Raw genomic sequence first — 25841 nt, forward strand, 5'->3', positions numbered from 1 at the left:
TAATAGTATGAAAAAATTAAGGGAAAATATGGACAGGTATTTTGACCAATTGGATGACCGTTGGCGGGCATTGCCCATAAGGAAACAGCACCAATACACGCTGTACTTTTTTGTGGGCTATCTGCTGCTTACCGCAGGGGTTGTTCTCAAAGTATGGTATGATGCCGGAAAGTCCGATGATATAGTCATTGAGCATATCGAAAACCCTGTCCTCAAAAAACGTGAAAGTCCGGCAGCCTTGCGGGACACAGTATCAACAATTTTTAAAAATCAGATTTATGAAAGAAAATGAGAACAAAAAGTCGGTTGTTCGGGTAACGGAAGGTAGCCCGAACGAAACCGCCGATGTGCTGCAAGACGGCACACAGAACAAAGCCGAAAAACTCAAAAAGCCGCTCATATTTGGCTTGATGGGAATTGTCTTCGTTGGTTGTATGTATTTAATTTTCAAACCGTCCGCAGACAAAAAGGAAATCGAGAACATCGGATTGAACGATGCCGTACCACAAGCTACCGGAGCAGGAATGCCTGCTGACAAAGGCAAGGCTTACGAGTTGGAAATGCTCGAACGCAAAGAGCAGGAAAAACGCAATGCACTTGCAACACTTTCGGACTATTGGAATACCGAAGACAAAGATGAACCCATAGATGAGCTTCCCGAAGAAGACGAAAGCAATAGCTATGTTGGTAGCAGAGGTTCGGGAAGAAACGGCAATCCTGCATTGAGCAGTTACCGCAATATGCAAAGCACCTTGGGCAATTTCTACCAGGACGACAATTCGGAAACAATGGAACTCCGCAGACAGTTGGACGAACTTAAAGAGCAATTGGCTGAACGGGATATACCTAAGCCTACAACCGTTGATGACCAGCTTGCACTAATGGAAAAATCCTACCAGATGGCGGCAAAGTATCTTCCACAAGGCACTACGAACACCGCAGAAGCCACTCCTGCCAATAGCAGCACAGCTTCAGGAACTTCGGGTGCTAATCAAAAAGAGCATTTTGTGGCGTTTACGCCTACAAGGAAAAGCACTGTATCAGCCTTGTACCGTGAGCCAAGTGATAGTGCTTTTTTAGCCGATTGGAGTGAAACCCGAAACAGAGGTTTTTATACCGCAGGTGCTGCCGAGCAAGTGGTGCAACCGAAAAACAGTATCAAAGCCTGTGTACACGATGTACAGACCGTAGTTGGCGAAACGGGCGTAAGATTACGACTGTTAGAACCTGCAAAAACGCCAATCCGTACAATCCCACAGGGAACGATTGTAACGGCTAATGCCAAATTTCAGGGCGGACGTTTGCAACTCAAAATTACCAATATCGAATTGGAGGGTAATATTATCCCTGTGGATATTACCATTTACGATTTGGACGGACAGCAAGGCTTGTACGTTCCGTATTCGCCCGAAATGAATGCTCTTACCGAAATGGCAGGCAATATGAGCCAGACAGGAGGAACCAGTGTAATGCTCACGCAAAATGCCGGACAACAGGTCGCTGCTGATTTAAGCCGTGGCGTGGTGCAGGGTATTTCGGGCTATTTCGCCAAAAAGGTAAGAACACCCAAAGTTACCCTAAAGGCAGGTCATCAGGTCTTCCTCGTTTCCAAAAAATAATGTTGAACTCAAATAAATAAAACAATGAAACCTGTCCTGTGCAACAGGACAAGCTTCATCACCATTAAAATTAAATATTATAGACGATGAAAAATCTTTTTAAAACCTTTTGGGCGATTGCCCTTACTATCGGCTTTGCCGTAACCTCCTTTGCACAGGATAGTGCAAATGCAAAAACACCGCTTGCATTGGGCAAGATAGAACCATACAAAATGGAAGTAACCTACGACAAGACTTCGCATTTGATTTTCCCTACCGCTATAAGGTACGTGGATTTGGGAAGTGAATACCTGATTGCCGGAAAAGCGGAAGATGCAGAAAACGTATTGCGTGTAAAGGCAACCGTTAGGGATTTTGAACCCGAAACAAACTTTTCCGTTATCACCAATGACGGACGTTTTTACAGCTTCAATGTATATTACAGTTCCTACCCGGAAGCATTGAGCTATGACCTGCTGACAATGCAAAAAGCAGTGGATAAAGCCAATGGAAACGATGTACTTTTTGAAGAACTGGGCAACAATTCTCCGTCATTATCAGGCTTGCTTTTGGAAACCATTTACAAGAAAGATAAGCGTATTGTAAAGCATATTGGGGCTAAGAGTTTCGGAATACAGTTCATTCTGAAAGGCATTTACATCCACAACGGTAAATACTATTTCCATACGGAAGTAAGAAACCGTACCAACGTGCCTTTCCAAATTGATTTTGTGAATTTCAAAGTGGTAGACAAGAAAGTAGCCAAACGCACCGTAGTACAGGAACGCCCAATGATACCGCTACGCACTTACAAACCATTGGACGGCATTAGCGGAAAAACAACCGAACAAAATGTGTTCCTGCTTGACCAATTTACCATTGCCGATGACAAGGTATTGCTGATTGAGATTTTTGAGAAGAATGGCGGCAGGCATCAAACACTCCAGATAGAAAACTCCGACTTAATCAAAGCCCGTTTGATTAACGATATGCACTTGAAATTTTAATAACCCTTTAAAGCAATAATATGAAAAAGTATATCTATACCGTGATGCTCATCTTTATGGCCATCACGGTTACACAGGCACAAAGAATGTTGCCAAAGCAAAAAGGATTGGAAGTTAGTACAGGTATTTTGTCCGATGACAAAATCGGCAATGACTATTATATCAATATCGGAATGACCGTGAACGGCAGAAACGGGAATTATCAGCTTTGGGCGTTGGAGTACACGCACCAATACCACGATTATAAAGACCAACGAATACCACAGGAAACTTATACCGCAGAGGGCGGTTACAGTTTCTTCCTGCTGGGCGACAGCCGTAAGAATATCACCCTGAATGCAGGAATAACTGGTGTAGTTGGTTACGAAAGCATCAACCGTGGCGAAGCGATGTTGTATGACGGGGCGAAAATATTGAACGATGACAATTTCGTTTATGGTGCTGGTGGTCGGCTGACCTTTGAAACATATCTGTCAGACCGATTTGTGTTAGTCCTGCAAGGACGAACAAAAGTCCTTTGGGGTACAGACCTAGAGCAATTTCGACCATCCGCAGGAGTAGGATTAAGGTTTAACTTTTAAAACGTAGAATGATGATAGCAATATTCAAAAAATTTAGAATGGGGTTACTGCCTGTATATGTACTCTTGGCAATCCTCACAGCTTCGGTTTCGCTGGTATCTTGTAGCAAAGATGATGAACTCGAAATACAAAACGATTTTCCTTTTGAGGTAAAAGTGATGCCTGTTCCCAAAGATGTTGCCAATGGGCAAACCGTTGAGATACGCATTACCATACAGCGTACAGGCAATTACAGCAACACGCAGTATTTCCTCCGTTACTTCCAGTTTGACGGGCAAGGCACTTTGCGGTATTACGATGAACCGCCGTACCTGCCCAATGACCTGTACCAATTGCCAACGGAGCAATTCAGGTTGTATTATACATCAACTTCTGCCGTATCGCAATCTTTTGATGTTTGGATTTCGGACAGCTTTGGGAACGAAAAGCAGCTCAATTTTCAGTTTAACAGTAGTGATTAGGTCAATGTGTGTAATCAGAGCGAACGGCTTATTGTCTTTTCGATAAGCCGTTTTGGTTTTCAGTGTATTCGCATAGGAATAATTTTAGTGGTTCATCAATATTTTTTAAATTTATCATCGGTAAAAATTAAAAGTTAGGGCTATGGTGGCATCGTTAGTTATAGGAATAATATTCTTGGTTTTGGGGTTGGGTCTTCGCTATTGGATTAACCGCCGGAAGTTTTACAGGCGAAGCCCTATGGGAGCAGAGGGCTTTTCGTCTTACGAAAAGTCGGTTTTCATTAAATTTATAGAACGTGTAGGCAAATGGATAGCGTACGCGCTGATTATATTCGGACTATTGTCGTTGTGGGTGTATTCCCGTGAGAAAAAGGAAAAACAACAGCAGGAAGTGAATACAGAACAACCTGCCCAACGCTGATACATATTATTCTGACAAGATTTAAAACAAAATCGGATAGCCCAAAAGGCTATCCGATTTGTTGTTTATGGCAATAGTAAACTGCCAAATACTGCCTTTCAAAGCCACAGGGTGCAACCTTTCCCAACCCTGCAAAAAGCCTTTATAAATTCGACTTCCACAGAAAAATAATGCAAGCTATGGAAGTTATCGCAATACAAAAATCCGCTTTTGACGGAATGAAAAATGAGCTAAAAGCACTTTTGGAACTGACCGAAAATGCCACGCAGAAATACACGCCCATTTTTAAAGAAGAGCAATGGCTCGATAACCAGGAAGTGTGCCTGATGATGAACATTACCAAACGGACTTTACAGACCTATAAAGACAAAGGTTTGCTACCATACTCCAAACTGAACCGCAAGAATTATTACAAACGCTCGGATGTGAAGGCTTTGCTACAAGCCGGACAACCGTACAATACAAATGACAATGGATTTACTGACGAATGAAGCCGAAGAAATCATCGCTCATCAGGAGATGATATTACAGTTAAGAAACCGTATTGAAAGTATATTGAAAAACTACCGTCCTGTAATGAACGGAGAAATCTACTTGTCGGGCGAAGATGTGTGCGAATTGTTGCATATCAGCAAACGGACTTTACAGCAATACCGTGATGATAATATTCTGCCGTACATACAGATAGGAGGCAAGATTATCTATAAGGAAAGCGACATTCTGACCATCTTGGAAAAGAATTATATATCCAACAACAAACATTGTCTGTAATAAATTTTGTGTTACTATCTTCCTATCGAAATGAGTTTAGTATCTTTGTATTTGAAAATATAGAAAATACTTAAAGTGTTTTTGCTTTAGGTCTTGGTACTAAAAACTGGTAATTTTTGTAACCCCGAGGCAATAAGTAAGAACGCTCACGTTATGGCGTGGGCGCTCGCTTATTCGGGGTTTGGGCGTACCAGTGCCTTAGTATCGGTAAGTGTGGTTGCCTACGCCTCTTTTTTTAGCAGGGTTCCACTTACTAAACATTAAAAATTGGTATTATGAACACTGTAAACAACCCTGAACAAATCAACATTGCCTTTATCAATGATAAAAGCCCGATTATAGATGTAATCTGCAACGACCTTGTTGCTTCAGGAGTTAATGTTTTATTCCGTTCGGAGAATATCGAGGACGGATTATCGCAACTATCAGTGTTACAGCAACTCCCTAAAGCCTGTATTATTGACCTTGATTTTCACGACAGAAATGTGCTGGCACAGCTTCAGGAATTAAGGACAAAATATCCAAATATCAAACTCATTGCCCATAGCGATATTGATACCGAAAAAGCTGTAATACCGCTTTTAGAAATTGGCTTTGATAGTTATTTGCTTATCGGTAGCGATGCTGACGATTTTAAAAAAGCCATCGAGGGAGTGTGCAATGGCAAAAGATATTTTAGTGTTGGAGTATCGAAAATTGCCCACGAATATTCCAGCAATAAATAACCGTCCAACTTCAACAGTATTAAAATATCTGTCCTAATTGAGCGACGTTCTTTTGCTTCTTTTCTTTGGTTGCTTATGTGGAAAGAAAAGAAGTTATCATAAACTAATCGAGGTTAATAAAATTTTAGAATGGCATTCAATAAAATTGTAAGTAATAAACAGAACCCAATTATCACTATATTCATTGTTGCCCTATAAAGCCATTTCTTTCTTGATAAGTCATAGTTAATGTATTTTGTAACTACAACGGCAATTCCCATAAAGAAAAACCACACAGAAAAGAGCAAGGATAACTTACCCCTGAGTAATGTTGTTACTAAATCGTGCACCATTCCGCAAAAAATAAATGTCAGAATTAAAGAGATGGCAATCGGAAAAATTCTTTTCAGAGGTTTGAATACTTTAGTTCCAAGGTAATATCCGAAAATCGGGTTCCAAAAATTCCAAAAGGCAGAAAAGTTTTTGGCTCCAAGTGACCTTTGCAAATTATATTGCAGTGACTTTGAATGCCCGATAGGAACTCCGTTTCTCTTTTTTACATACTCGGATAATTTCATTTAGTCTTGTATTCAATTAGTAAAGATTACAAATTTATTGAATTATCAAAAGCTATAACAATTAAAAGTCCGCCAAAAACAATAAATGGGATAACGAATATCCCACGCAAATAATGTCGCAACCTGTTCGGTAAAATGTGAAGTGAGGGCGGTGCGAAGTCCTGCATTTTGGCAAAGGGGTTGCACCTTTTAAAATGCAAAAAGACTGCCCGACCATCGGGAGGTGTGTCTTTTTGCCGCCCCATTTTCGGGCTTTAACCAACCTTTATCGGTTGGGTGCGGTAGTCTTTCAGATTGTGGAAAAATCCCCTGTATTCGGTCATTCCATAACGAAACAAATCCCAAAGCAACCCACAACCCATTTGAGCCAATGAGCCATTGATAAATAAATCCTGCTTTTGCAAGGCTTCGGCAAGTGAGCAACTTGGTGTGTCGTCCTGTTCTTCGGACTGCTTCAGCAAATCTCCAAATTCTTCGGTAACAAATGGCAGGCTTGCCACCGTTTGGTACTTTTCTGAGTTGGGTTGTTTAATTTCCCCGATTGTAGATAACAGCACTTGCCCTGTATGTTGGCTGTTCCCAAAATCCAACCAATATTTTGGGGTATCTCTGTAATTTTTACGGTTGCTAAATACGCTCAATATTTCAGCAACACCAAACCTTGCCTGTACATTATCTACGCAAGTAATGGTAATGGTAGCGTGTGCTACTTCGGGTATTTGTCCGAAATTATCCTTTTCAAATTTTCGGTTCTCGGCTTTCCAATTTGTACCGATACAACGGTTTACACGATTGATTAAAGCAACGGATTTATACAATCCTGTTTCGCTTTCAAAAAAACGCTGTCTGCCTAAATTGGCAGTCGTGATAATATCATCATCCCACAACCTTACGGATAATCCTGCGTGTCCCAAAGCCGTCAGACTTTCGTTAATCTCTAACAAGGCGGTCAATACTTTTGAGCCTGTGCCACCTGCTCCGATAAGGTTTACCGTAATCGGGTTGGTTGGGTTTAACAGATAGTTATCTGTGAAATGTATTTTTGTTTTCTCGGTATTCATCACAATAGATTTTTAAGGGTTTTGCTGTTCTTTTTTAATGCTTCTTTCGGAAAGGGTTTGTTTGTATTAACAAGGTCTATCCAAAGGCTTACAATGTTCTTTTTGGTCAGATTACTGCACAATGAATGGCTGAAATAGGAATTGAAAAAATAATGTTCCCAAGCCTGTATAAATTCTTCAACCGAAGCCGAATTTTTAATATCAATGCTTACCGTTCCCATACATACATTGCCCTTTTCGTAGATGTTGAAAAACGGGGCGTAATGCAAAGGTGTTTTCTCGGTGGGTCTTCTGTCGTTTGCCAAAGCAAATACAGTCAGACTGCTTTTACTCGCTAACCAAAGCATTGCAGGTACTTGTGCCATTCCGTTGGGAATGCCCAGACAGTCCACAAAATACAGTTGCCTTTGCTGTGCTTTGGTGTACCATAGCACAGTGCCTTTATCAAGGCTCGGATTGATATGCAGAACATTGTTAGGCAAAATTCCTTTTGGCTTTAAAAAAGCGGTGTTCTTTTCTTCATCGGTCTGTAAACACTTTGCCAAAACATTGGCTTCTTTTACGGTCAATGGGTGGGCGTTGATAGGGTTGCCGTCCTTGTCCATATCGAAATGCTCTACATAGGTTTCTTTGTTCGTGCTGTTGGTTTCGTAAAAAACCAATGCGGATTTAGGAAAATAAAGCGTTCCGAAATTTGCTGTTATGTCGGTTACGTTGTTCATTTTTCAGTGGTTTTATAGTTATACAATAGGTAAGATAGGTCGTCCAATAACTCAAACAGGCGGTTCTCAAAATCAAGGTTTCCAACCGATATTTTACTTCCGTCAAAGACTTTGTTAATGGTCGGTTCTTCCATTACTCCGTATTGGTTAAACTCGTTGTTGATACTGTCTTTTATATTTTCGTATAACCAACCTTTGGTGTCTGCGATAAAAGAAATATACTTTTCCATTCCGATAACCTCGTTTTCGCAATCATCGTTATAGGGGTCTTGTTCGGACATTGGGGCATTTCTGAAAATACTTGCTGTCGGGTATTCCGTATAAAGGGCAAAGGCATTACAAGCCACGTTCCAACATTCTTTGTCGAATGTATCACGGCTTTTAAAACGGCTTAAACGCTGTTCAAATACCGTTAGATTGATACGGTTGTATAACTTCTGCTCAATCCTGTCGCCTACGATTTCCGCTTTTCTCAATGCACTTTTATAACTTTCGGTATCTTCTGTTTCATCGTCATATTCTACCCAATCTTTGTGCGTTTCATACAGCCAATACAAATAGCTGTCTTCCTGTCTGTAATATGGTATTCGGGCAATATGGTACAGATAACTGCAAAACGAAATGAGTAAATGTGCGGTGTGCTTCCGCTGTTTGTCGTGCAACATTTCAAAGAGTGGAACAATGGGAATGTAAAACAGCGTTGTACCTGTGTTGTATCTTTCCTCACTCGTTAAAAAGGTTTTCTTACTGTCCTGTATCAATTTAAAACCATCCCAATTTCTATGGCTTCGTTTCATTTTAGTATCCATATCCCACATAGCCAATACCATATTGTAGGGATAGCCGTAATCCTGTCGGGTTGGTATTGGTTCAATGCTGTAATGCTCGGTAAGATTGGAAAGGGAATTATAAAAATCCCTTTCCGTTTTCTGACAAGCCTGTACAGATTGTGCGGTTTTCAGTTTAGGCAGAAACGTACATTTTAAAAATCCATTGGTAGCATTGCTATCGGTACGGATTTCCGTTTGTCTTTCTGTACTTGGTCTGCGTCTTTTGGTCTTTGCATCCATTGTGCGAACTCGCCCAACTGTCGGTGCAACTTCTGTTGCCTTTGCTGTTCGGGTATTTGGATTGTTCCCGATATTTTGTTGCGTTGCATAGTTCATTGCTTTACGGTTTTAAATTATCCTTTTGTTCCCATTACACTCTCGAATTTGTATTCGACTGCATCGTCCTTAATCTGCGGTGCAGATACTTTTGCCGCTGTCAGTATCGGGTACATATTGGCGTAAAAATTCATTACTGCTTCCACACTCCAACGTGGTTCGGGGTCGGTCAGCCTTATATCCTGTCCTTTATCTTTGAGTATAAAAACTCGTTGTAATTGCGTTGCTAATAACATAATGTTTCGTTTTAATGGTTAATACTCTGCTTCTTCCTCGTCTTCGTCAGTTTCATCAATGGGATAATCGGCAGTAACTTCCGCTACCTGTGGCGGTTTAGGTGTCGCTTCTTCCATTGCACCGAAAAGGCTCGGTGTGGCAAACTTGTCCGACAATGATGTCTTACGTTTGCGTATCTCGTCCGCTTTTCGGGGAACTCGGTTATATCGGGAACTTTAATCCACGCTTCACGGAATTTGCCCTCTTTTTCGAGTTCGTCCACTTTTGCCATACCGTCTTTGTATTTCTTGTCTTTGGCTTCTTTTTCCTTTTTGGCTTTCTCGGCTTTCTGCTTCTCCATTTCGGATTGCATTTTGACAACTTCCATTTGCTTCATAAAGGCTTCCATATCCACCATTAATCCCGAAACGGTTTGTATAGGTGCGGTTATCTGCTGAAAAAATCCCTCGTCAAACTCTTGGGGCGTGGCGTTAAATGTCAATGGGGGAATGCCATTTTTGGCACTATCTCCGCATTGCTCGTTATTGAGCAATACCGATACAATAAGGTTATTTTCTGCTCCTTTGGAAATGTTCAGTTGCAATACTCCTGTAAAGTCCAACTTCTGTATTTGATTGAAAAAACTTGTGTTCATCGTTCTAAAATTTTAATTGTTGTTACTTATTTTTTGATTGCTGTTAGTTTCTCGTATATATCCGTCCAATAGGCTTTTTGCCGTTTGTCGAACTCGGAAAAACTTTTGTCTTCGTGGCTATATCCTGTATTCCGCTTAGCTATTTTGATAGCCTCTTTAAGGTCGGTGATTTCAATTTCACAACCGTTTAAGTCTGTTATATACATTTCTGTTAAGATTTTGATTTTTAAGCCGTGTAAACTCCATTTACATAGTAGCCGAATGACTTTTCCCAAAGGCGTATTAAGCCGTCCGTATCTACATAGAAATACTCTGTCCGATTGCAGTAAATAATGAATATGCTCTCGTCCTTGTGCTTCTTTTCAAGGCTCTTGGCTCTCGCCAGACTTTTTGCTTCCTCGATTGTTGTCGCTTTCATATCTCTTGTTTTTAGTAGGCTACCACCGATTAAGGCGGTAGCCTGTGGTTATTTAATTAAGGTTTAGGATTTCCGCACCGTCCAAAGCAAAGGCGGTACACAATTCAAATGCTTTTTGCGATTTGAGTTGGGCAGTTCCACCCAATACAATACTCTGTAACTTGGCTTCATCGTCTTTGTAGTTCCTTACATTCTGATAGTAGCCTGTAACCGCATTGTAAGCACCGAACAAAGTGCCTTTTGTCGTGTCCATTTTCTGCGTGTCGCTTATCATCGCATAGGTAAAAGCGTTATCAACCACGTTTTTAAACACGGTGGAAATTTCATCTTCCGCACCTTTTTTGATAAGGTCAAGCGTTTCCTTGTTCGGGCAAAGTGCCAATTGGATTAACTTTCTAACCTCACGGTCTGTTACCTTGACTTTCGTCCACTCGTTGAAAATGCCCTCTAATTGGTTGCTCAAAGTGTTGGCAAGCCCCATAATCTTGTGGGCGTTCTCGATACGCTGTTTTGCTCCCGAAGTGTGTTTGATACGAACTACATTGGTCATATTCCGCAATGAAGCGTTTAAGGTGTTTTGGCAAACGATACGGATAGGTGTAAACGCTGCGGTAATACTTCCGCTACCATCGTGCGAAGTGGTAAGGAAAATGTATTTTTCCGTTACATCATCGCCATTGCCTACACGGATATAGTCGGGCAATTTTGCTGTGATAAAAATGCGTTCTCCGTTGCCCAATGCCCCTGCGGTTTCGTATAGAATACCCTCGCCACCGCCTACGATAGCATCAAAGAAATTAAAGGCTTCACGGTTTTGTACGATATGGTAATCTTTACCGACTACGCCCAATATTGCATTGTTATCGGTGCGTATGTTGGCGAAATAGTTAGGTACTTCCAATTCGTTACTGCCTATCTCTATGCCGTTGGCTGTTTCGATAATGCCCGAACCTTTGGTAAACAATGGGGATTTCACGACCTCGTAATCTAACCCTGCGTGTTTTATAGCTTCCTCGCTTGTCGGGTATTGCTCTACGATTTGCCCCAAACCGTGCCACGCTTTTTGCTGTACTGAAAAGAAACTGTGCTTTCCTGTTTTCTCGTTGAAATTGATATTATGTGCCATTTTGATAAAATTTTGATGTTAAAAAATTGATTGAATTGTTGTTTTAGAATGGTAGGTCGTCCTCTGTTCCCTCTGCTGTAAATCCTTTGCTTTCAGATTGTGCAGTAGCCTGTACGGTTTCGGCTCTGTTGCCACCTCCGTGCAGTTTGATATTCGAGGTATGAAAATTTAAACCTGCCCTTGCTTCTCCGTCCTTGTTTACCCACGCTCTCGGACTTACACGCCCTGTGAGTTCTACCAAAGTGCCTTTTGTCAGTAGCCTTGCCACGTTTGCACTTATCCAATAGGCACAATCGAAGTAGGTGGTTTGCTCTACTCGTTCGCCCTGCTTGTTCCGATAGCTGTCGTTTACCGCTACTGAAAAGTTTACTACCTGTTTTTCGTTCGACAATGTGCGTACTTCCGCATTTCTTGTCAGTCTTCCTGTGATGTTCATCTTCTTTGATTTTTAGTTATTGATTTCGATTTGATTTTTTTTGATTTATTTGGCAATGAGAGGAGGTGCTGTTTCGTTTCATTACCATTTTCAATGCTTTTAATCTTCGTATCTGACATTTTTTTTATTCGTCTAAAGAGCCGGAGTATGCTATGTTTCGTTTCACGAGCATAAAAGGTTCGTGTTTAGCCGACACAAGGTTTTGGAAAACAAATACTACCCAACGGGTGGAGATTTTTTTCCAAACTTGCGTGACCTTTTGGCGGCGTTAAGAACACGGAAATACCTTTGCTCTTGAAATGGGACTAAAAAGCATACGGCACTTTGGATAAAAACTATTGTGGAAGCCTAAGAAGATGGCATTTGAAAATGGTTCGTAGTGATTTGAAATAACACTTCCAATTAGCTGAATTGATAAATGTTTTTTTTAGTTTGTGTGGCTCTCAAAGCCACATTGCCAGGAATTTTAAAAATGCTGTAAATGGTAGTAGCGTAGGTAGGGCATTTTTCAAATGGCTGTTTCAGAAGTAGCCGAAAAAGCTCTTTTACAGTGAGGGAATAGGAAAGCGGTAAATGTTCTTTGGCTATCAAAAAGTTTGGGCAAAAAAAACAGAGCCGTCAAGCTCTGTTCTATAAGTTCTGTTGGATTTAATTAAATAGCTACCGTTAAAAATGCTTCTTCCATTGCCTTGAATTTCGGTGTTACCAAATCCATATCCTTGCTGATTTTCTGGCTGGTAATTTTTGCATAAATCTGTGTAGTGGAAATGTTTTTATGCCCCATCATTTTACTTAAACTTTCAAGCGGTACACCCTCGGTCAAAAACATTGTTCCGAAAGTATGCCTTGCCGTGTGGAAAGTTACTTTTTGTTCCGTAATAATTTTTGCTTTCTCAATCAATTTACCTACGTGAGTATTGCAGGTCGCATTGGTCGGAACAGGAAAGATAAATTCATTTCGGGTAGTACCCTGATATTTCTCAATGATGCGTTTCGGGATTTCCATTAACCGAACATTGGAAGCAACATCTGATTTCTTTCTCCTGCTGATAATCCACTGATGACCGTCAAAGAAAGATTGAATATTGTTCCTTGTCAGTTTTTTAATATCCGCATAAGCAAGCCCGGTGAAACAACTGAAAATAAACAGGTCTTTTACAAGTTCGTACCGTGGGTGTGACGGCATACACATCATCAATTTTTCTACGTCTTCTTTTAGAATATAACCCCTGTCGGTTTCTTCCATACTAATTTCGTAATCCTGAAACGGATTATCACGTATCAAGCCTTTCTTAATAGCTAACTCCACCAGACTTAATACAGGCATTGTGTAAACCCAAACCGTATTATGTGCACACTGTAAATCGTACCGGAGGTAAAAATCAAACTCACGGATAAAATCGGCAGTCAATTCTCGAAAAGCCATATCATCACGATGATAGCGTTCTTTTATAAACGTGCTAAGATGGTTGTAAACTGTGATGTACTTATTATAGGTGCTTCCAGACCGTTCTTCTTTTTCGACCAATTTTTTAAAATCTTCATTTTGGTCGTTGAAGACTTTCAATATGGCATCATCCATTACACCCACACCCAAAAACGAAAGTTTTACTTTCTGTGCGGTTGCAAAACCCTCGTGCTTCAGCATATCTTCGTATATCTTGTCGATACGCCCACGTATGTTGTCCAGCTTTTTGTTAATGCTCAAAGCTGTGGCACTCTTGCCCTCAACTCGTCCATATTTTAAATCCCAATTGTTAGGGTCAATTTCTAACTTTGTTCCCAAAGTTTTAGCTGTTCCATCAATGGTAATACGTGCCATAATCGGGGCGTTACCATTCTTTTTCAGTTCTTTCTTTTTCAAATAGAAAAGCAGTTTGAACGTCGATTTTTTTGTCTGCTCCATAACTCAAATGTTTAATGTTTAAAATTAAATTACATTGAGTTACAAGGGAATATAAAAAAGGGTGCAAAATACTGAAATATAATCAGTTAAGATATGCTGTTACCTTTGTCAATCGGTAACGAATTAGTAACCTAACCTTGTCGTTTTAAGCCCAAAACCTATCAGACACCGAGTTCCAAACCAAGACTACTATTTTATAAAGCATTGTATAGCAACGGTTCTAACCGTTTTGCTTACTTTTGCTTTTTACTAATCTTTTTATTAAAAAATATACAGCATCGTTGTGAAAATATTCTAAAAGGCTAATTTTCAATCGATGAGGGTTTTAAAGTGATAAGGCGCATCGTTTTTTTGGTTTAGTATCGCGTCAGTTTATCATCGCTTTACAACATTCAGCATCAAACTACTTAAAAATTTTCGGATGAAAAGCTAAGGTAGAAAAAATCCGACTCAGCCGAATCGGATTTTTTTGATTATGGATTTTCGGGTTTCAAATACAAATCGAAATAATCGGTGATTTTTTGCATCAAATGTACTCGTTCTACACCGCGAACATTATGCTCGTGATTTGGATAAACATAATAAACAATTTGCTTTTCATTTTTTACCGATTCTCGTAACAAATCCATCGAATGTTGCCAAACCACAACTGGATCCAAAGCACCGTGAATGATTAATAATTTCCCCTGCAAGTTGTTGGTTTTCGTAAGCAAACTGTTGTCCTCATAACCCTTGAGGTTTTCTTGTGGCGAACCCATATAACGTTCGGTGTACATGATTTCGTATTGTCGCCAATCGATGACTGGACCGCCCGCAACCCCAACTTTGAAAACATCGGGTTTGCGCAACATGAAAGAAGTGGTCATAAATCCTCCATAGCTCCAACCATGGATTCCCATGCGCTCTGCATCGACATAAGGTAAAGATTTCAGATACTCAACTCCTTTCATTTGATCGTTCATTTCTACCGTTGCCAATCGACCGTGAATGGCTTGTTCGAATTTCAGTCCTCGGTTTGCAGAACCTCTGCCGTCCATACTGAAAACGATGTATCCTTTAGCCGTCAGTACATCGTACCATAGATTTCCACTCGCCGGAAAACGATTGGTAATGAGTTGAGCGTGAGGACCATTGTATAAATACACAATCACGGGATATTTTTTTGACGAATCAAAATTTTTTGGATACATGATTTTACCGTACAAATCGGTTCCGTCATCAGCTTTTAGGGTTATATTTTCCACCTTTGCCAATGCGTAGTCTGCCAACGGATTTTGAGCCGTAAGCAGGCTGGTTGATTTGTTTTTGGCAACGTCTAGCAAGTCGATTTTGCGCGGAGTGGTTTCATTCGACCAATTGTCCAAAATATAGTTTCCGCTCGTAGAGGCTTGCACCGAATGCATTCCAGAATCAGTGGTTAATTTTCGCATTTTTCCATTTTCCCAATTCACGGCATACGCATGAATTTCTTTTGGCGATTCTTTGGTTGCGGTAATGAGCAATTCTTTTTGTTTATCGTTTTTACCAACGATATCCGTTACAATCCAATTGCCTTTGGTGATTTGGTTCAACAATTTTCCGTTTTGGTTGTAGCGGTAAAGATGCATAAATCCATCGCGTTGCGACCACCAAACAAATTCGTTTTTGTTGCCCGGCAAGAAATACAATTCGTGTTGTGGTTCTACATATTTCTCGTCTTTTTCATCGAACAAAGTTTTCACCAATCGACCCGTTGACGCATCGTACAGATTGAGTTGTAGGTGTCGTTGATTGCGACTCAAAATTCCGATATAGATATAACGCTCATCTGGCGACCAAGTTACCGAGGTCAAGTACTGATCTTTTTCGGGTTCTGTTGCCAAGAAATGCGTTTGTTTGGTTTTGGGATTGTACACGCCCAATGTTACCGTGTGGTTTTTGGTTCCTGCAAACGGATATTTGATATTTTTATTCACGGCTGGTTGCACCGACCAATCGATGATTGGATAATCGGTTACCACGGTTTGATCCATTCTATAAAAAGCCACGAAATTGCCTTTGGGCGAAATGAAAATTCCTTTATGAATTCCAAACTCTTGCTGATGCACCGATTTACCGTTTACTATTTCATAGCTGCCATCGTTGGTGATGCGATGCTGTGTACCTTGCGAATCGATGAAATACAAATCGTTGTCGATGGTGAAAGCTACCTGATTGTTTTTTGCGTCCCACTCGTGGTTTTCGGCGTTTTTCGGTACAGCAACCCAAGGCTGAAACTGTCCGTTGAGCGAAATAGTATTGAATTTTCCGTTTTGCACGAAAAACGCTTTTTGGTGATCGATCCAAGTGAGATTAGGAATTCTATCGTCTCCAAATTGAGTCGAACGGTAAAGCGTGTCAACCTTCAGATTAGGTGCAGATTTCTTGATTAGAGCTTCTCCGTAGTTGGTTTTTACTTTTTGCGTAAATGCTTCTTCGTTTGGTATCCACTGCAACTGACTCAAGTTTTCGACTCTCAGGTTGGTGCTCAAACCCAAAACAGCGTCTTTCATGCTGAGTTGTTTTTGTTGGGCTTGTGTCAAGCTACTCATCAAAATAGCGGATAATAGTATGGTATTTCTCATTATTTGTTGTTTAAATGATTTGCTAATGCTACTAAATTTTTCTTTTCACTTCCGATAAAAATCATTTTTCCATCGAGGATTACAGGTCGTTTTAGAAAGGTATAATCGTCCAAAATATAGTGTTTGATTTGTTCTTCGGATAGGGTTTGATTTTTCAAACCTAATTGTTTATACTTCTTCGCTCGTCTCGAAAAAAGCGCTTCGTACGAGCCCGCAAGTTTTTTCATTTCCTCGAGCTGATTTGCTGTAATCGGCTCCGATTTGATGTCTTGCAACTCAAAATCAGAAAAATCATGAACGCTCAAAATGCGTTTGCAAGTGTCGCAGGTTTTCAGATAAAATATTTTTTTCATGTATGCTTTTCTAAATAGGGTAAAGATAATGAGGTTTCGGCTAATTTTTAGTTAGACCGCTAAATTCCGAAAATAAATTCAAAAAAATTATCTTTGTTAAATGGAAGAAAACAATAAAATCCGATTGAATAAATTCATTAGCGATAGTGGATTTTGTTCGCGAAGAGAAGCCGATCAATACATCGAAAATCGCCAAGTTTTTGTAAACGGACGAGTAGCAAAGGTTGGCGAATTGGTCAGTATTCGCGATCAGGTTGTGGTGAATGATATCGAAATCGAACCCAAAGACAAAGCCATGGCAGCCTACATAATGCTCAACAAACCCGTTGGCATTACGTGTACTACAGACACTTCCGATCCCGATAATATCATCGATTTTCTTGCTTTTGGGCAGCGCGTTTTTCCCGTAGGTCGCTTGGATAAAGATTCGCAAGGTCTCATTTTGCTCACCAGCGATGGTGATATTGTGAACAAAATTTTGCGCGCAGGAAACCATCACGAAAAAGAATACATCGTAACTGTAGACAAACCCATAACAGAAGATTTTTGCACCCGTATGCAAAATGGTGTGCCGATTCTTGGGGTAAATACCAAAAAATGCAAAGTAGAGAAAATCAGTTCTCATGTTTTCCGCATTATTTTGGTGCAAGGTCTCAATCGGCAAATTCGTCGCATGTGCGACTATTTCGGTTATACCGTGAAAAAATTAGAACGTGTACGAATCATGAATCTGAGTTTGAATATTCCAGTAGGACAATATCGCGACCTGACGCCCGAAGAGTTGAGCGAACTGAAACGTTTGACAGCCAATTCTGAAAAGAACTTGAAGACAACGCAAGTTAAAAAACCAAAATCTAAAAAGCCTAAAAAAGAGGCAGTAAAGGAAATTGGCATAAAAAAAATATATAAAAAGCCTGCCTCAAAACCGAGGATAGGAAAATCGAATCCGAACAAAAAACAAGGCGGAAAGAGGAGAAGGTAAAGACAATAATTTTTTAGGATTAATTTTCTTCATCGGAAGATGATTCGAAAATTACTGGGTTTAATGAGCGTAAAATCTTAGAAAAAAATTAACAAATCTGCTCGCTTCATTCGCTCAAAAGCTTCAAATATTTTAAAATAATTATCTTTAGGCAAATTAAAAAAAGAGTATGAAGCGGATTTTATTATCATTGTTGATCGTTGGTTTGAGTTTTCAGACCATCCAAGCACAAGAAAACTTAGGCTATCAATTACCACATGAGGCAATTCTAAATATGGCAGACGCCAATTTGCCGCCAAGTGTTGTGGTGGATAAAAAAGGAGAAAATGCCTTCTTTTTTTACCGAAGCCGATACAAATCAATAGCCGAGTTATCTGAAACCGAAATGCGTTTGGGCGGATTGCGAATCAATCCGATTACTAATATCAATAGCCGACAGGCGTATGCCGAAAAAGTTACGTTTTTCGACCTGAAAAAAGGAAAAGAACGTGAAATTTCAAATCTTCCAGCACAAGGAAAGTTTGCCAATGCCGTTTGGAATCGATCGCAAACCAAAATGGCATTTACCAATACCACGACCAAAGGCGTAGAATTGTGGGTGGTAGATGTGAAAACTGCCACAGCCAAAAAAATAACAGAAGATCACCTCAACGCCAATTTGGGACAACCGTTTACTTGGTTGGGAGATGGCGAACAATTGTTGGTGAATGTCTTGCCAAAGGATAAGAAAGCTTTGATCGATGTCAAAGAAGCCGTTCCGTCTGGTCCTACCGTTTCGGTAAGCGATGGGAAAGAAGCACAAAACAGAACTTATCAAGATTTATTACAAAACACCAATGATGAGTTCAATTTCGAGCAGTTGACCCGATCAGAATTATACCTTGTACAATTAGACGGGACGGCTACCAAATGGAAAGAGGCTGGAATGTACACCAATATAAGCGTTTCGCCAGATGGTCGTTATGTGAGTGTAAATCAGATGAAAAAACCATTTTCTTACATCGTACCGTACAGCCGTTTTCCGAATACCACAACCGTTTACAATATAGCTGGTAAAGCAATAAAGCAAATCGCCGATCGACCATTGGAAGAAGACCGTCCTAAAGGATTTATGTCTACCGCTAAAGGCATAAGAAATGTTTCTTGGCGTGCAGATAAACCCGCAACTTTGGTTTGGGTAGAAGCTTTGGATGAAGGAAATGCAGAAATGAAAGTTGATTTTCGTGATGCGGTATACGAATTGAAAGCACCATTTGATGGAGAAAAACACCTGTTGCTGAAAACAGTCGATCGATTCTCTGGCATCACTTGGGGTAATGATGAGGTTGCCATTGCCTACGATAATTGGTGGAACGATCGAAATACGAGTAATTACCTCTTCAATCCGTCGGATGCGACGCAAGAGCCAAAAAGATTTTTCAGTCGCAATTACCAAGATGCCTACAACGATCCTGGAAGTTTTGTAACCACCGATAACGAGTACGGTCGATCTGTTTTGTACCTTGCCAATGGCAAAATGATGTTGGAAGGTGACGGTATTTCTGCCGAAGGAATTATGCCTTTTGTAGATGAGTTGGATATCAAAACACTCCAAACAAAAAGAGTTTGGCGAGCAGCAAAAAGCGATAATTTAGAAACCATCATCAATGTATTAGATCCAAAAAAAGGACTTGTTTTAGAACGTATCGAATCCAAAACTTCGTATCCTAATTTATACGTTCGCAATATCTTCAAACCAAAAGAAAAACCAAAGCAAGTCACTTTTCATCAAAATCCGTTCGAGGCGATGAAAGGCGTTTCTAAAGAAGTGATAACCTACAAGCGCGCCGATGGCGTAGAACTCTCGGCAACGCTCTATTTACCACCACATTACGATAAGAAGAAAAAAGAAAAATTACCTATGCTGATGTGGGCCTATCCAAGAGAGTACAAAGACCCTACAACGGCTGGGCAAGTGACGACTTCGCCAAACCAATTCATTTATCCGTCTTATGGTACACCAATCTTTTGGGCCTTACGAGGCTATGTAGTGTTGGACGATGCAGCATTCCCAATCATTGGCGAGGGCGAAGCAGAACCAAATGATACTTTTATAGAACAATTGGTAGCAAGTGCCAAAGCTGGAATAGATGCGGTGGATGCTTTAGGCTATGTAGACCGAAGCAGGGTTGCGGTTGGAGGACATTCTTACGGAGCCTTCATGACGGCTAATCTATTGACCCATTCCGATTTATTTGCCGCAGGAATTGCCCGCTCTGGTGCTTACAACAGAACATTGACGCCATTTGGTTTTCAGTCGGAAGAGCGAAATTACTGGGAAGCTCCAGAGGTGTACAATGCGATGTCGCCTTTTCAAAATGCAGATAAGATGAAAACGCCTTTGTTGTTGATTCACGGTGAAGCAGACAACAATTCGGGAACATTCCCGATGCAATCTGAGCGCTACTTCAATGCGTTGAAAGGTTTAGGAGCAATTGCTCGATACGTTGTTTTACCAAAAGAATCGCATGGGTATAGTGCAAGAGAATCGGTGTTGCATATGTTGTGGGAGCAAGATCAATGGCTCGAGCAATATGTGAAAAATAAAGGCAAAGAAACTAAGTCAAATCAATAAAGTTGAAAAGCTACTTCGGTCCGAAGTAGCTTTTTAAATTTTTTTATCCTTTAAACCTTGAAAAACTTTCTCGTTCTAGCATTTCTCGGTCGTCTGGATGGGCAATCTCGATAAGCGCGTGTGCGCGCTGACGAAGATTTTTACCGTACAAATACGCTACCCCATATTCGCTTACCACATAATGAATATGTCCACGCGTGGTCACCACTCCGGCGCCCTGATTGAGGTAGGGCACTATACGTGGCACCCCTTTTTTGGTACGAGACGTAATCGCTATGATGGGTTTTCCGCCCTCGCTCAATGCCGCACCACGCATGAAGTCCATCTGTCCACCAATACCCGAAAATTGATAACGACCAATAGAATCGGCACAAACTTGTCCTGTGATATCGATTTCGATTGCCGAGTTGATGGCGGTCATTTTTTTATTTTTCATAATGTTGATCGGGTAATTTACGTGTTCTACATTCATAAAAGCGATAGACGGATTGTCGTCTACAAAATCATACAATCGTCTGGTACCGAAGCAAAAACTCGTAATGGTTTTGTTGGTATGCGTGCCTTTGTATTTGTTGTTGATCACCCCTTTTTGGATGAGGTCGATCACGCCATCGCTCAGCATTTCGGTGTGGATACCCAAATCTTTATGGTGGTGTAGGCTTTGGAGTACGGCATCGGGTATGGTGCCAATGCCCATTTGTATCGTAGCACGATCCTCGATGAGGTTGGCAACATGTTCGCCAATCATCAATTCTTCTTGCGCAACTTTTGCACCGTAATCTATCGTAGGCAATTCGGTTTCGTGGTAAACCATCTTGTCGAATTGCGAGATATGCACCATGGCATCGCCAAGAGTTCTCGGCATTCTAGGGTTTACCTGGGCTACGATTTTCTTTGCCGTATCGACCGCACTGCGAGCAATATCGACCGATGTGCCCAACGAACAGAATCCGTGGGCATCGGGTGGCGAAACCGATACCAGAGCTACGTCTAATGGTAAAATGTCTTTTTTGAACAAGGTGGGAATTTCACTCAAAAATATGGGAACAAAATCGCCACGATCACTATTTACAGCCTCGCGAACAGGCGTAGAAACAAACAGCGAATTGATGAAGAAACTATCTTTGTACTCGGGTTGAGCAATTTTTACATCACCTTGCAAGGTGATGGATACGATTTCGCAATCGCGTAACCGATGCGATTGATTTGCCATTTCGTCGAGCAGATAATTTGGTGTACAAGCACTACCGTGAACAAAGATTCGATCATCGCTTTCTATGATACTTATCGCCTCTTCTACGCTTACATAGTCTCTCATTTTTTCTAATTTCTTTATGTTATTTGATTGACGTAAAGATACAAAAATCAGCAATTTATAAGATGTAGATTATCCTTGGCTATCGTTTTTATCATTAAAATAATGTTGAAAAATAAGATTTTGAACATAACGCATACCGATTGTAAAATCTTGTTTTGGAGATATTGATTGATTTTCATGGTGATATAAATTGAGATATTTTTTTTGAAAAGAAGAAAATGAGGTGTGTTGCAGGCTGATAGAAAGTTGATAAAAGTTTGAAACTAATCGTATATAGAATAGAGTATTATAAATTTAAGCCAAAAAAGAATGAGAATTACCAAATCTAACTGCCTTACGTTTTTTTTCTAGCATAGTGGTGCTATACCATTTAGCTGAATTTGCCAAAAAACAGAGGTTTCTTTTCATGCCAATCAGAAAAATCTTCTAAACAGCGCATCATCAAAAAATTCGCTTAACTTTACAAGAAATATTCAACTCATGAAATTCAATACAAAAGCAATACACGGTGGTCAGCAACACGATCCATCTACTGGCGCAGTGAATCCACCGATCTATCAAACCTCAACCTTTGCCCAACAAAGCCCAGGTAAGCACCAAGGCTACGAATATGCACGCGGCGAAAATCCAACGCGATCGGCATTAGAAAACGCATTGGCATCCATCGAAAGCGGTGTCGCTGGCTTTGCCTTTTGCTCTGGTTTGGCAGCGATTGATGGCATTTTGAAACTCTTCAAACCTGGTGATGAAATCATTGCCATGGACGATTTGTATGGCGGTTCTTATCGCTTGTTTACGCGTGTTTATAGCAATTACGGACTGAAATTTCATTTCGTAGACATGACCAAAGTAGACGATGTTGTAGCTTTGATGAACGACAAAACCCAGATGATTTGGATCGAAACGCCTACCAATCCGCTGATGAAGGTGGTCGACATCGAAGCCGTTACAAAGGCGACAAAAGCTAAAAATTCAGACGTTCTAGTGGCAGTCGACAACACTTTTGCCTCGCCTTATTTGCAGCGTCCGATAGAGTTGGGGGCAGATATCGTGATGCATTCGGCAACCAAATATTTAGGCGGACACTCAGATTTGGTAGCGGGTGCGGTAATTGTAAACTCCGAAGAATTGGCCGAGAAAGTCCATTTCAATCTTTTTGCCACTGGTGGAATCCTTGGACCACAAGATTCGTATTTGGTATTACGAGGCATCAAAACCTTGGCTGTTCGTATGGATCGCCACTGCGAAAACGGCATGAAAGTAGCGACCTTCTTAGCCAATCATCCGAAAATCGAGCAGGTTTATTACCCAGGTTTGACCAATCATCCTCAACATGAAATTGCCAAAAAACAAATGAAAGCTTTTGGTGGAATGGTGTCCTTTACCTTGAAATCGGGTTCTAAAGAAGATGCTTTCAAAATATTAGAAAACCTGAAAGTCTTTACCTTGGCAGAATCTTTAGGTGGCGTAGAATCGTTGGCGAATCACCCAACAACCATGACCCACGCATCGATACCAGCCGAAAAACGCGCAGAAATCGGTATCACCGACGACCTTATTCGGTTGAGTGTTGGGATAGAAGACATCGACGATTTGCTCGATGATTTGAATCAAGTTTTAGATTTGATTTAAAACAAAGTTTATGAATACTAATCCCTTTCAGATTTTTTTGAAAGGGATTTTTTTACAGATTATCGCCTCGGCTTGCCGATCACTATTTCCATTCTTTGGGAATCTCACACATCGGGATCGGAACCATTTTGTGTTGATTGATGCGGTTGAGTCTGATGTAAATTTGCAACACCTCTTTTTCTCTACCGTCGAAGTCGTCAACGGTTTTGCCTTCTTCTACTTTGTTCATCGCCCATTCCAGTTCATCGTACGAGGCTCCCAATTGGTCTTCATCAGAGCGATTGTCACCAAATAAACCATCGGTAGGTTTGGCTTTTTGTATATCATGGTCGATGCCCAAATAGGCTGCAATTTCGTAAACTTCTGATTTCATAAGATCGGCGATCGGACTTATATCAACGCCACCATCGCCATATTTGGTAAAAAATCCTACACCAAAATCTTCTATTCTGTTTCCCGTGCCTGCCACCAAATAATTGTGCAAACCAGCAAAATAATACAAAGTCGTCATGCGCAATCTCGCTCTGGTGTTTGCCAATGCCAGATTTACCTTGTCTGGATCATCGATTTTTGGAACAACAGCTTCAAAAGAATCAAATGTTTGACTCAAATCGACCTCCAACGAATCGATAAGATCGAATTTAGCTTTCAACCATTCGATATGCTTTCGAGCTCTTTCGGCTTGTTTTTTTTCTTGATGAATCGGCATCTCGAGATTCAATAACGGATAGCCCGTCATGGCACAAAGCGTTGAGGTTACCGCAGAATCTATTCCTCCCGAAATTCCAATAACAAATCCTTTCTGATGCGCGTTTTCTAAATACGTTTTCAGCCAATTTACGATATGTTCTACTACTTTTTGCGTTTGCATAATTCGAATATTTATCCAAATATAAGAAAAGAGCCAAGGGCGAAATAACTTACACAATTGATTATTTGAAAAAATAGGCGTATATTCAGCAAAATATAATGACGAAAATGAAAATTTATAAAAGTTTATTGCTTGCCTGCATCGTTGGACTTTTCTTTGCTTGCGATTCAAAAAAAGAAAGTTCGAATGCTGTTGATCTCACCGAAAGCCAAGCTTCTGCAGTAGAAACCGTAGAATCGCCTCAGGAAGATGCTGTCTCACAAGAAAAATCTACCGCCGAAACAGTAGCGTTGAATCCAGAACATGGGAAGCCAGGACATCGTTGCGATATTCCGGTAGGAGCACCTTTAGATTCGCCACCATCTACTGGTCAGGTTCAACCACAAGCGGTGCCACAACAAAGCAATCCTTTTATGCAATATGGCGGTGAAAATGCTGCAAATGTAAATCCGCCTCATGGCGAACCAGGACATCGTTGCGATATTCCAGTGGGAGCACCTTTACCCTAAAAAAAGTAGAACTTGAACCACGATTCAAGTTATTTTTGCTCGTTTTCGAATGAGTAAATTATGTATTTTTGTACTTTAAAATTCATTGATGAAAACGAATTTATTGTTAAGTGTTTTGGTCGTGTTCTTGTTGTGGTCATGTAAAAAGGAACGCAACTGGAATTCAGAAAACTTCGATACGGTAGATCTTGTTGTGCATGATATCAGCAAAAATTTTTTCAGCGATTCGATTCCCTTATCAAAACTCAAAACCGATTATCCTTTCTTTTTCGACGAAAATTCTGATTCAATTTGGGAATCGCAACGAAAAGATGAAAAGGAAATAAAAATTTACCAGGAAGGAAAACGTGCAATGGGCGATTTGGTGAAGCTCAAAACCGAATTAGAACCAATTTTTTCTCGTTACAAACATTATTTCCCAACTTTCGAGACTCCTACTGTTTTTGTTTATTCTTCGGGTTTGCAAAATATAGAAGACCCGGTGTTGTATAGCGCGCGAGATAAAATGATGTTTATCGCTTTGGATGGTTTTTTGGGACAACAACATCCGTTGTACGACAGTGTAAAAGTTTACAGCTACCTGCGAACGTCGATGAATCGCGATCACTTGAAAGCTCAAATTGTAAAAGCAATAGCCCACGATATCGTACCCTTTAACCCAAAAGGACAAGCGTTTTTGGATCTCATGTTGTACGAAGGGAAAAAGTTGATCTTGGCCGATGCTTTAATTCCGAACAATCCAGACGAATTCAAAATTGGGTATACACCCGAGCAATTGGAATGGGCAATACAAAACGAAGGAAATATTTGGAATTTTTTTGTAGAACAAAATTATATTTTCAAAGCCGACCGCAGTTTACCCGAACGTTTTTTGCAAGTGGGACCATTCTCTAAATTCAACAACGAAATAGAACAAGACTCGCCCGGCAGAATTGGCGCTTGGATTGGTTGGCAGATTGCCAGAGAATACCTCAAACACCATCCAGAAGTGTCGCTTTCCGATTTTATAAACGATTTGGATAGTCAGAAAATATTCAAAGAATCGAAGTATAAACCCTCGAAAAGTTCGGTTACAAAATATAGAACAGCAAAACGTGAAGGAGTCGACGAACTCTATCATTATGCAGAATAA

At 40.5% G+C, this 25841-nt stretch carries 28 protein-coding genes; 14 read left to right on the plus strand and 14 right to left on the minus strand.

Going from position 1 to position 25841, the window contains the following annotated elements; all coding sequences use genetic code 11:
* Window positions 1–7 precede the first annotated feature (7 nt).
* From BN8061_RS05590 to BN8061_RS05630, 9 genes are all read left to right on the plus strand, one after another.
* Window positions 8–292: a nitrogen regulatory IIA protein gene (locus tag BN8061_RS05590; protein ID WP_068597222.1), complete on the plus strand. Its 285-nt coding sequence runs from the start codon at window positions 8–10 to the stop codon at window positions 290–292.
* Window positions 279–1619 (plus strand): conjugative transposon protein TraM, encoded by a 1341-nt coding sequence (traM, locus tag BN8061_RS05595; RefSeq protein WP_068597224.1) that lies wholly within the window; start codon window positions 279–281, stop codon window positions 1617–1619. Before BN8061_RS05590 ends, traM begins: the two co-directional genes overlap by 14 nt.
* Before the next feature lie 86 nt (window positions 1620–1705).
* The gene (traN, locus tag BN8061_RS05600) at window positions 1706–2605 is read left to right on the plus strand and encodes a conjugative transposon protein TraN (RefSeq protein ID WP_068597226.1); all 900 of its coding nucleotides are present in this window, start codon (window positions 1706–1708) and stop codon (window positions 2603–2605) included.
* 20 nt (window positions 2606–2625) lie between these two features.
* Window positions 2626–3186 (plus strand): conjugal transfer protein TraO, encoded by a 561-nt coding sequence (locus tag BN8061_RS05605; protein WP_068597228.1) that lies wholly within the window; start codon window positions 2626–2628, stop codon window positions 3184–3186.
* An 11-nt stretch (window positions 3187–3197) separates the two neighbouring features.
* Window positions 3198–3647 carry a DUF3872 domain-containing protein gene (locus BN8061_RS05610; RefSeq protein ID WP_068597230.1) on the plus strand — a complete coding sequence of 150 codons (450 nt, stop codon included), beginning with the start codon at window positions 3198–3200 and terminating at the stop codon, window positions 3645–3647.
* Window positions 3648–3789: 142 nt separating this feature from the next.
* Complete coding sequence (locus tag BN8061_RS05615; RefSeq protein WP_068597232.1) at window positions 3790–4068, plus strand: molybdenum ABC transporter permease; 279 nt, start codon at window positions 3790–3792, stop codon at window positions 4066–4068.
* Between the two features lie 179 nt (window positions 4069–4247).
* Window positions 4248–4559, plus strand: coding sequence for a helix-turn-helix domain-containing protein (locus tag BN8061_RS05620; protein WP_068597967.1), 312 nt, complete (start codon window positions 4248–4250; stop codon window positions 4557–4559).
* On the plus strand, window positions 4540–4839 hold the full coding sequence (locus BN8061_RS05625; RefSeq protein ID WP_068597235.1) for a helix-turn-helix domain-containing protein: 300 nt from the start codon (window positions 4540–4542) through the stop codon (window positions 4837–4839). The genes BN8061_RS05620 and BN8061_RS05625 overlap by 20 nt, the downstream gene beginning before the upstream one ends.
* 275 nt (window positions 4840–5114) lie before the next feature.
* Window positions 5115–5564, plus strand: a complete 450-nt coding sequence (locus BN8061_RS05630; protein WP_068597237.1) for a DNA-binding transcriptional response regulator — start codon at window positions 5115–5117, stop codon at window positions 5562–5564.
* 113 nt (window positions 5565–5677) lie between these two features.
* On the opposite strand, the gene BN8061_RS05635 is transcribed toward BN8061_RS05630, so the two are convergent.
* The 12 genes from BN8061_RS05635 to BN8061_RS05690 all read right to left on the minus strand — a co-directional run bounded on the left by BN8061_RS05635 (window position 5678) and on the right by BN8061_RS05690 (window position 16783).
* Window positions 5678–6121, minus strand: a complete 444-nt coding sequence (locus BN8061_RS05635; RefSeq protein ID WP_068597240.1) for an acyltransferase — start codon at window positions 6119–6121, stop codon at window positions 5678–5680.
* A gap of 254 nt (window positions 6122–6375) precedes the next feature.
* Entirely contained in the window at window positions 6376–7182 is an 807-nt protein-coding gene (locus tag BN8061_RS05640) for a PRTRC system ThiF family protein (RefSeq protein ID WP_068597241.1), read from the minus strand.
* Entirely contained in the window at window positions 7182–7904 is a 723-nt protein-coding gene (locus BN8061_RS05645) for a PRTRC system protein B (protein WP_068597242.1), read from the minus strand. The genes BN8061_RS05640 and BN8061_RS05645 overlap by 1 nt, the downstream gene beginning before the upstream one ends.
* Window positions 7901–9070 (minus strand): hypothetical protein, encoded by a 1170-nt coding sequence (locus BN8061_RS05650; RefSeq protein WP_068597243.1) that lies wholly within the window; start codon window positions 9068–9070, stop codon window positions 7901–7903. The genes BN8061_RS05645 and BN8061_RS05650 overlap by 4 nt, the downstream gene beginning before the upstream one ends.
* A 17-nt stretch (window positions 9071–9087) precedes the next feature.
* Entirely contained in the window at window positions 9088–9306 is a 219-nt protein-coding gene (locus BN8061_RS05655) for a PRTRC system protein C (RefSeq protein WP_068597244.1), read from the minus strand.
* An 83-nt stretch (window positions 9307–9389) separates the two neighbouring features.
* Complete coding sequence (locus tag BN8061_RS05660; RefSeq protein WP_449671420.1) at window positions 9390–9941, minus strand: PRTRC system protein E; 552 nt, start codon at window positions 9939–9941, stop codon at window positions 9390–9392.
* A 26-nt stretch (window positions 9942–9967) separates the two neighbouring features.
* Window positions 9968–10147 carry a hypothetical protein gene (locus BN8061_RS05665; protein ID WP_068597969.1) on the minus strand — a complete coding sequence of 60 codons (180 nt, stop codon included), beginning with the start codon at window positions 10145–10147 and terminating at the stop codon, window positions 9968–9970.
* A gap of 264 nt (window positions 10148–10411) precedes the next feature.
* Window positions 10412–11485 (minus strand): DUF932 domain-containing protein, encoded by a 1074-nt coding sequence (locus BN8061_RS05670; RefSeq protein ID WP_068597246.1) that lies wholly within the window; start codon window positions 11483–11485, stop codon window positions 10412–10414.
* 43 nt (window positions 11486–11528) lie between these two features.
* Window positions 11529–11921 (minus strand): single-stranded DNA-binding protein, encoded by a 393-nt coding sequence (locus BN8061_RS05675; protein ID WP_068597248.1) that lies wholly within the window; start codon window positions 11919–11921, stop codon window positions 11529–11531.
* 652 nt (window positions 11922–12573) lie between these two features.
* Entirely contained in the window at window positions 12574–13827 is a 1254-nt protein-coding gene (locus tag BN8061_RS05680) for a site-specific integrase (RefSeq protein WP_068597250.1), read from the minus strand.
* A 473-nt stretch (window positions 13828–14300) separates the two neighbouring features.
* Entirely contained in the window at window positions 14301–16430 is a 2130-nt protein-coding gene (locus BN8061_RS05685; protein ID WP_068597253.1) for a S9 family peptidase, read from the minus strand.
* The gene (locus BN8061_RS05690) at window positions 16430–16783 is read right to left on the minus strand and encodes an arsenate reductase family protein (protein ID WP_068597255.1); all 354 of its coding nucleotides are present in this window, start codon (window positions 16781–16783) and stop codon (window positions 16430–16432) included. The genes BN8061_RS05685 and BN8061_RS05690 overlap by 1 nt, the downstream gene beginning before the upstream one ends.
* A 100-nt stretch (window positions 16784–16883) precedes the next feature.
* On the opposite strand from BN8061_RS05690, the gene rluF reads away from it, so the two are divergent.
* Together rluF and BN8061_RS05700 are read left to right on the plus strand one after the other, a co-directional pair.
* Entirely contained in the window at window positions 16884–17765 is an 882-nt protein-coding gene (gene rluF / locus BN8061_RS05695) for a 23S rRNA pseudouridine(2604) synthase RluF (protein ID WP_068597257.1), read from the plus strand.
* Window positions 17766–17934: 169 nt separating this feature from the next.
* Entirely contained in the window at window positions 17935–20379 is a 2445-nt protein-coding gene (locus BN8061_RS05700; RefSeq protein ID WP_068597259.1) for an alpha/beta hydrolase family protein, read from the plus strand.
* 43 nt (window positions 20380–20422) lie between these two features.
* On the opposite strand, the gene BN8061_RS05705 is transcribed toward BN8061_RS05700, so the two are convergent.
* Entirely contained in the window at window positions 20423–21715 is a 1293-nt protein-coding gene (locus BN8061_RS05705; RefSeq protein WP_262509375.1) for an acetyl-CoA hydrolase/transferase family protein, read from the minus strand.
* 453 nt (window positions 21716–22168) lie between these two features.
* Between BN8061_RS05705 and BN8061_RS05710 the strand changes: the two genes are divergently transcribed.
* Complete coding sequence (locus BN8061_RS05710; protein ID WP_262509376.1) at window positions 22169–23329, plus strand: cystathionine gamma-synthase; 1161 nt, start codon at window positions 22169–22171, stop codon at window positions 23327–23329.
* A gap of 82 nt (window positions 23330–23411) precedes the next feature.
* On the opposite strand, the gene nadE is transcribed toward BN8061_RS05710, so the two are convergent.
* Window positions 23412–24200, minus strand: coding sequence for an NAD(+) synthase (gene nadE / locus BN8061_RS05715; RefSeq protein ID WP_068597266.1), 789 nt, complete (start codon window positions 24198–24200; stop codon window positions 23412–23414).
* Between the two features lie 107 nt (window positions 24201–24307).
* Between nadE and BN8061_RS05720 the strand changes: the two genes are divergently transcribed.
* Complete coding sequence (locus BN8061_RS05720; protein ID WP_154662265.1) at window positions 24308–24709, plus strand: hypothetical protein; 402 nt, start codon at window positions 24308–24310, stop codon at window positions 24707–24709.
* An 88-nt stretch (window positions 24710–24797) separates the two neighbouring features.
* Window positions 24798–25841: a gliding motility lipoprotein GldB gene (gldB, locus tag BN8061_RS05725; protein ID WP_068597270.1), complete on the plus strand. Its 1044-nt coding sequence runs from the start codon at window positions 24798–24800 to the stop codon at window positions 25839–25841.

Source organism: Vaginella massiliensis, assembly GCF_900089075.1.
In the GTDB taxonomy this organism is placed as follows: Bacteria; Bacteroidota; Bacteroidia; order Flavobacteriales; family Weeksellaceae; genus Weeksella; species Weeksella massiliensis_A.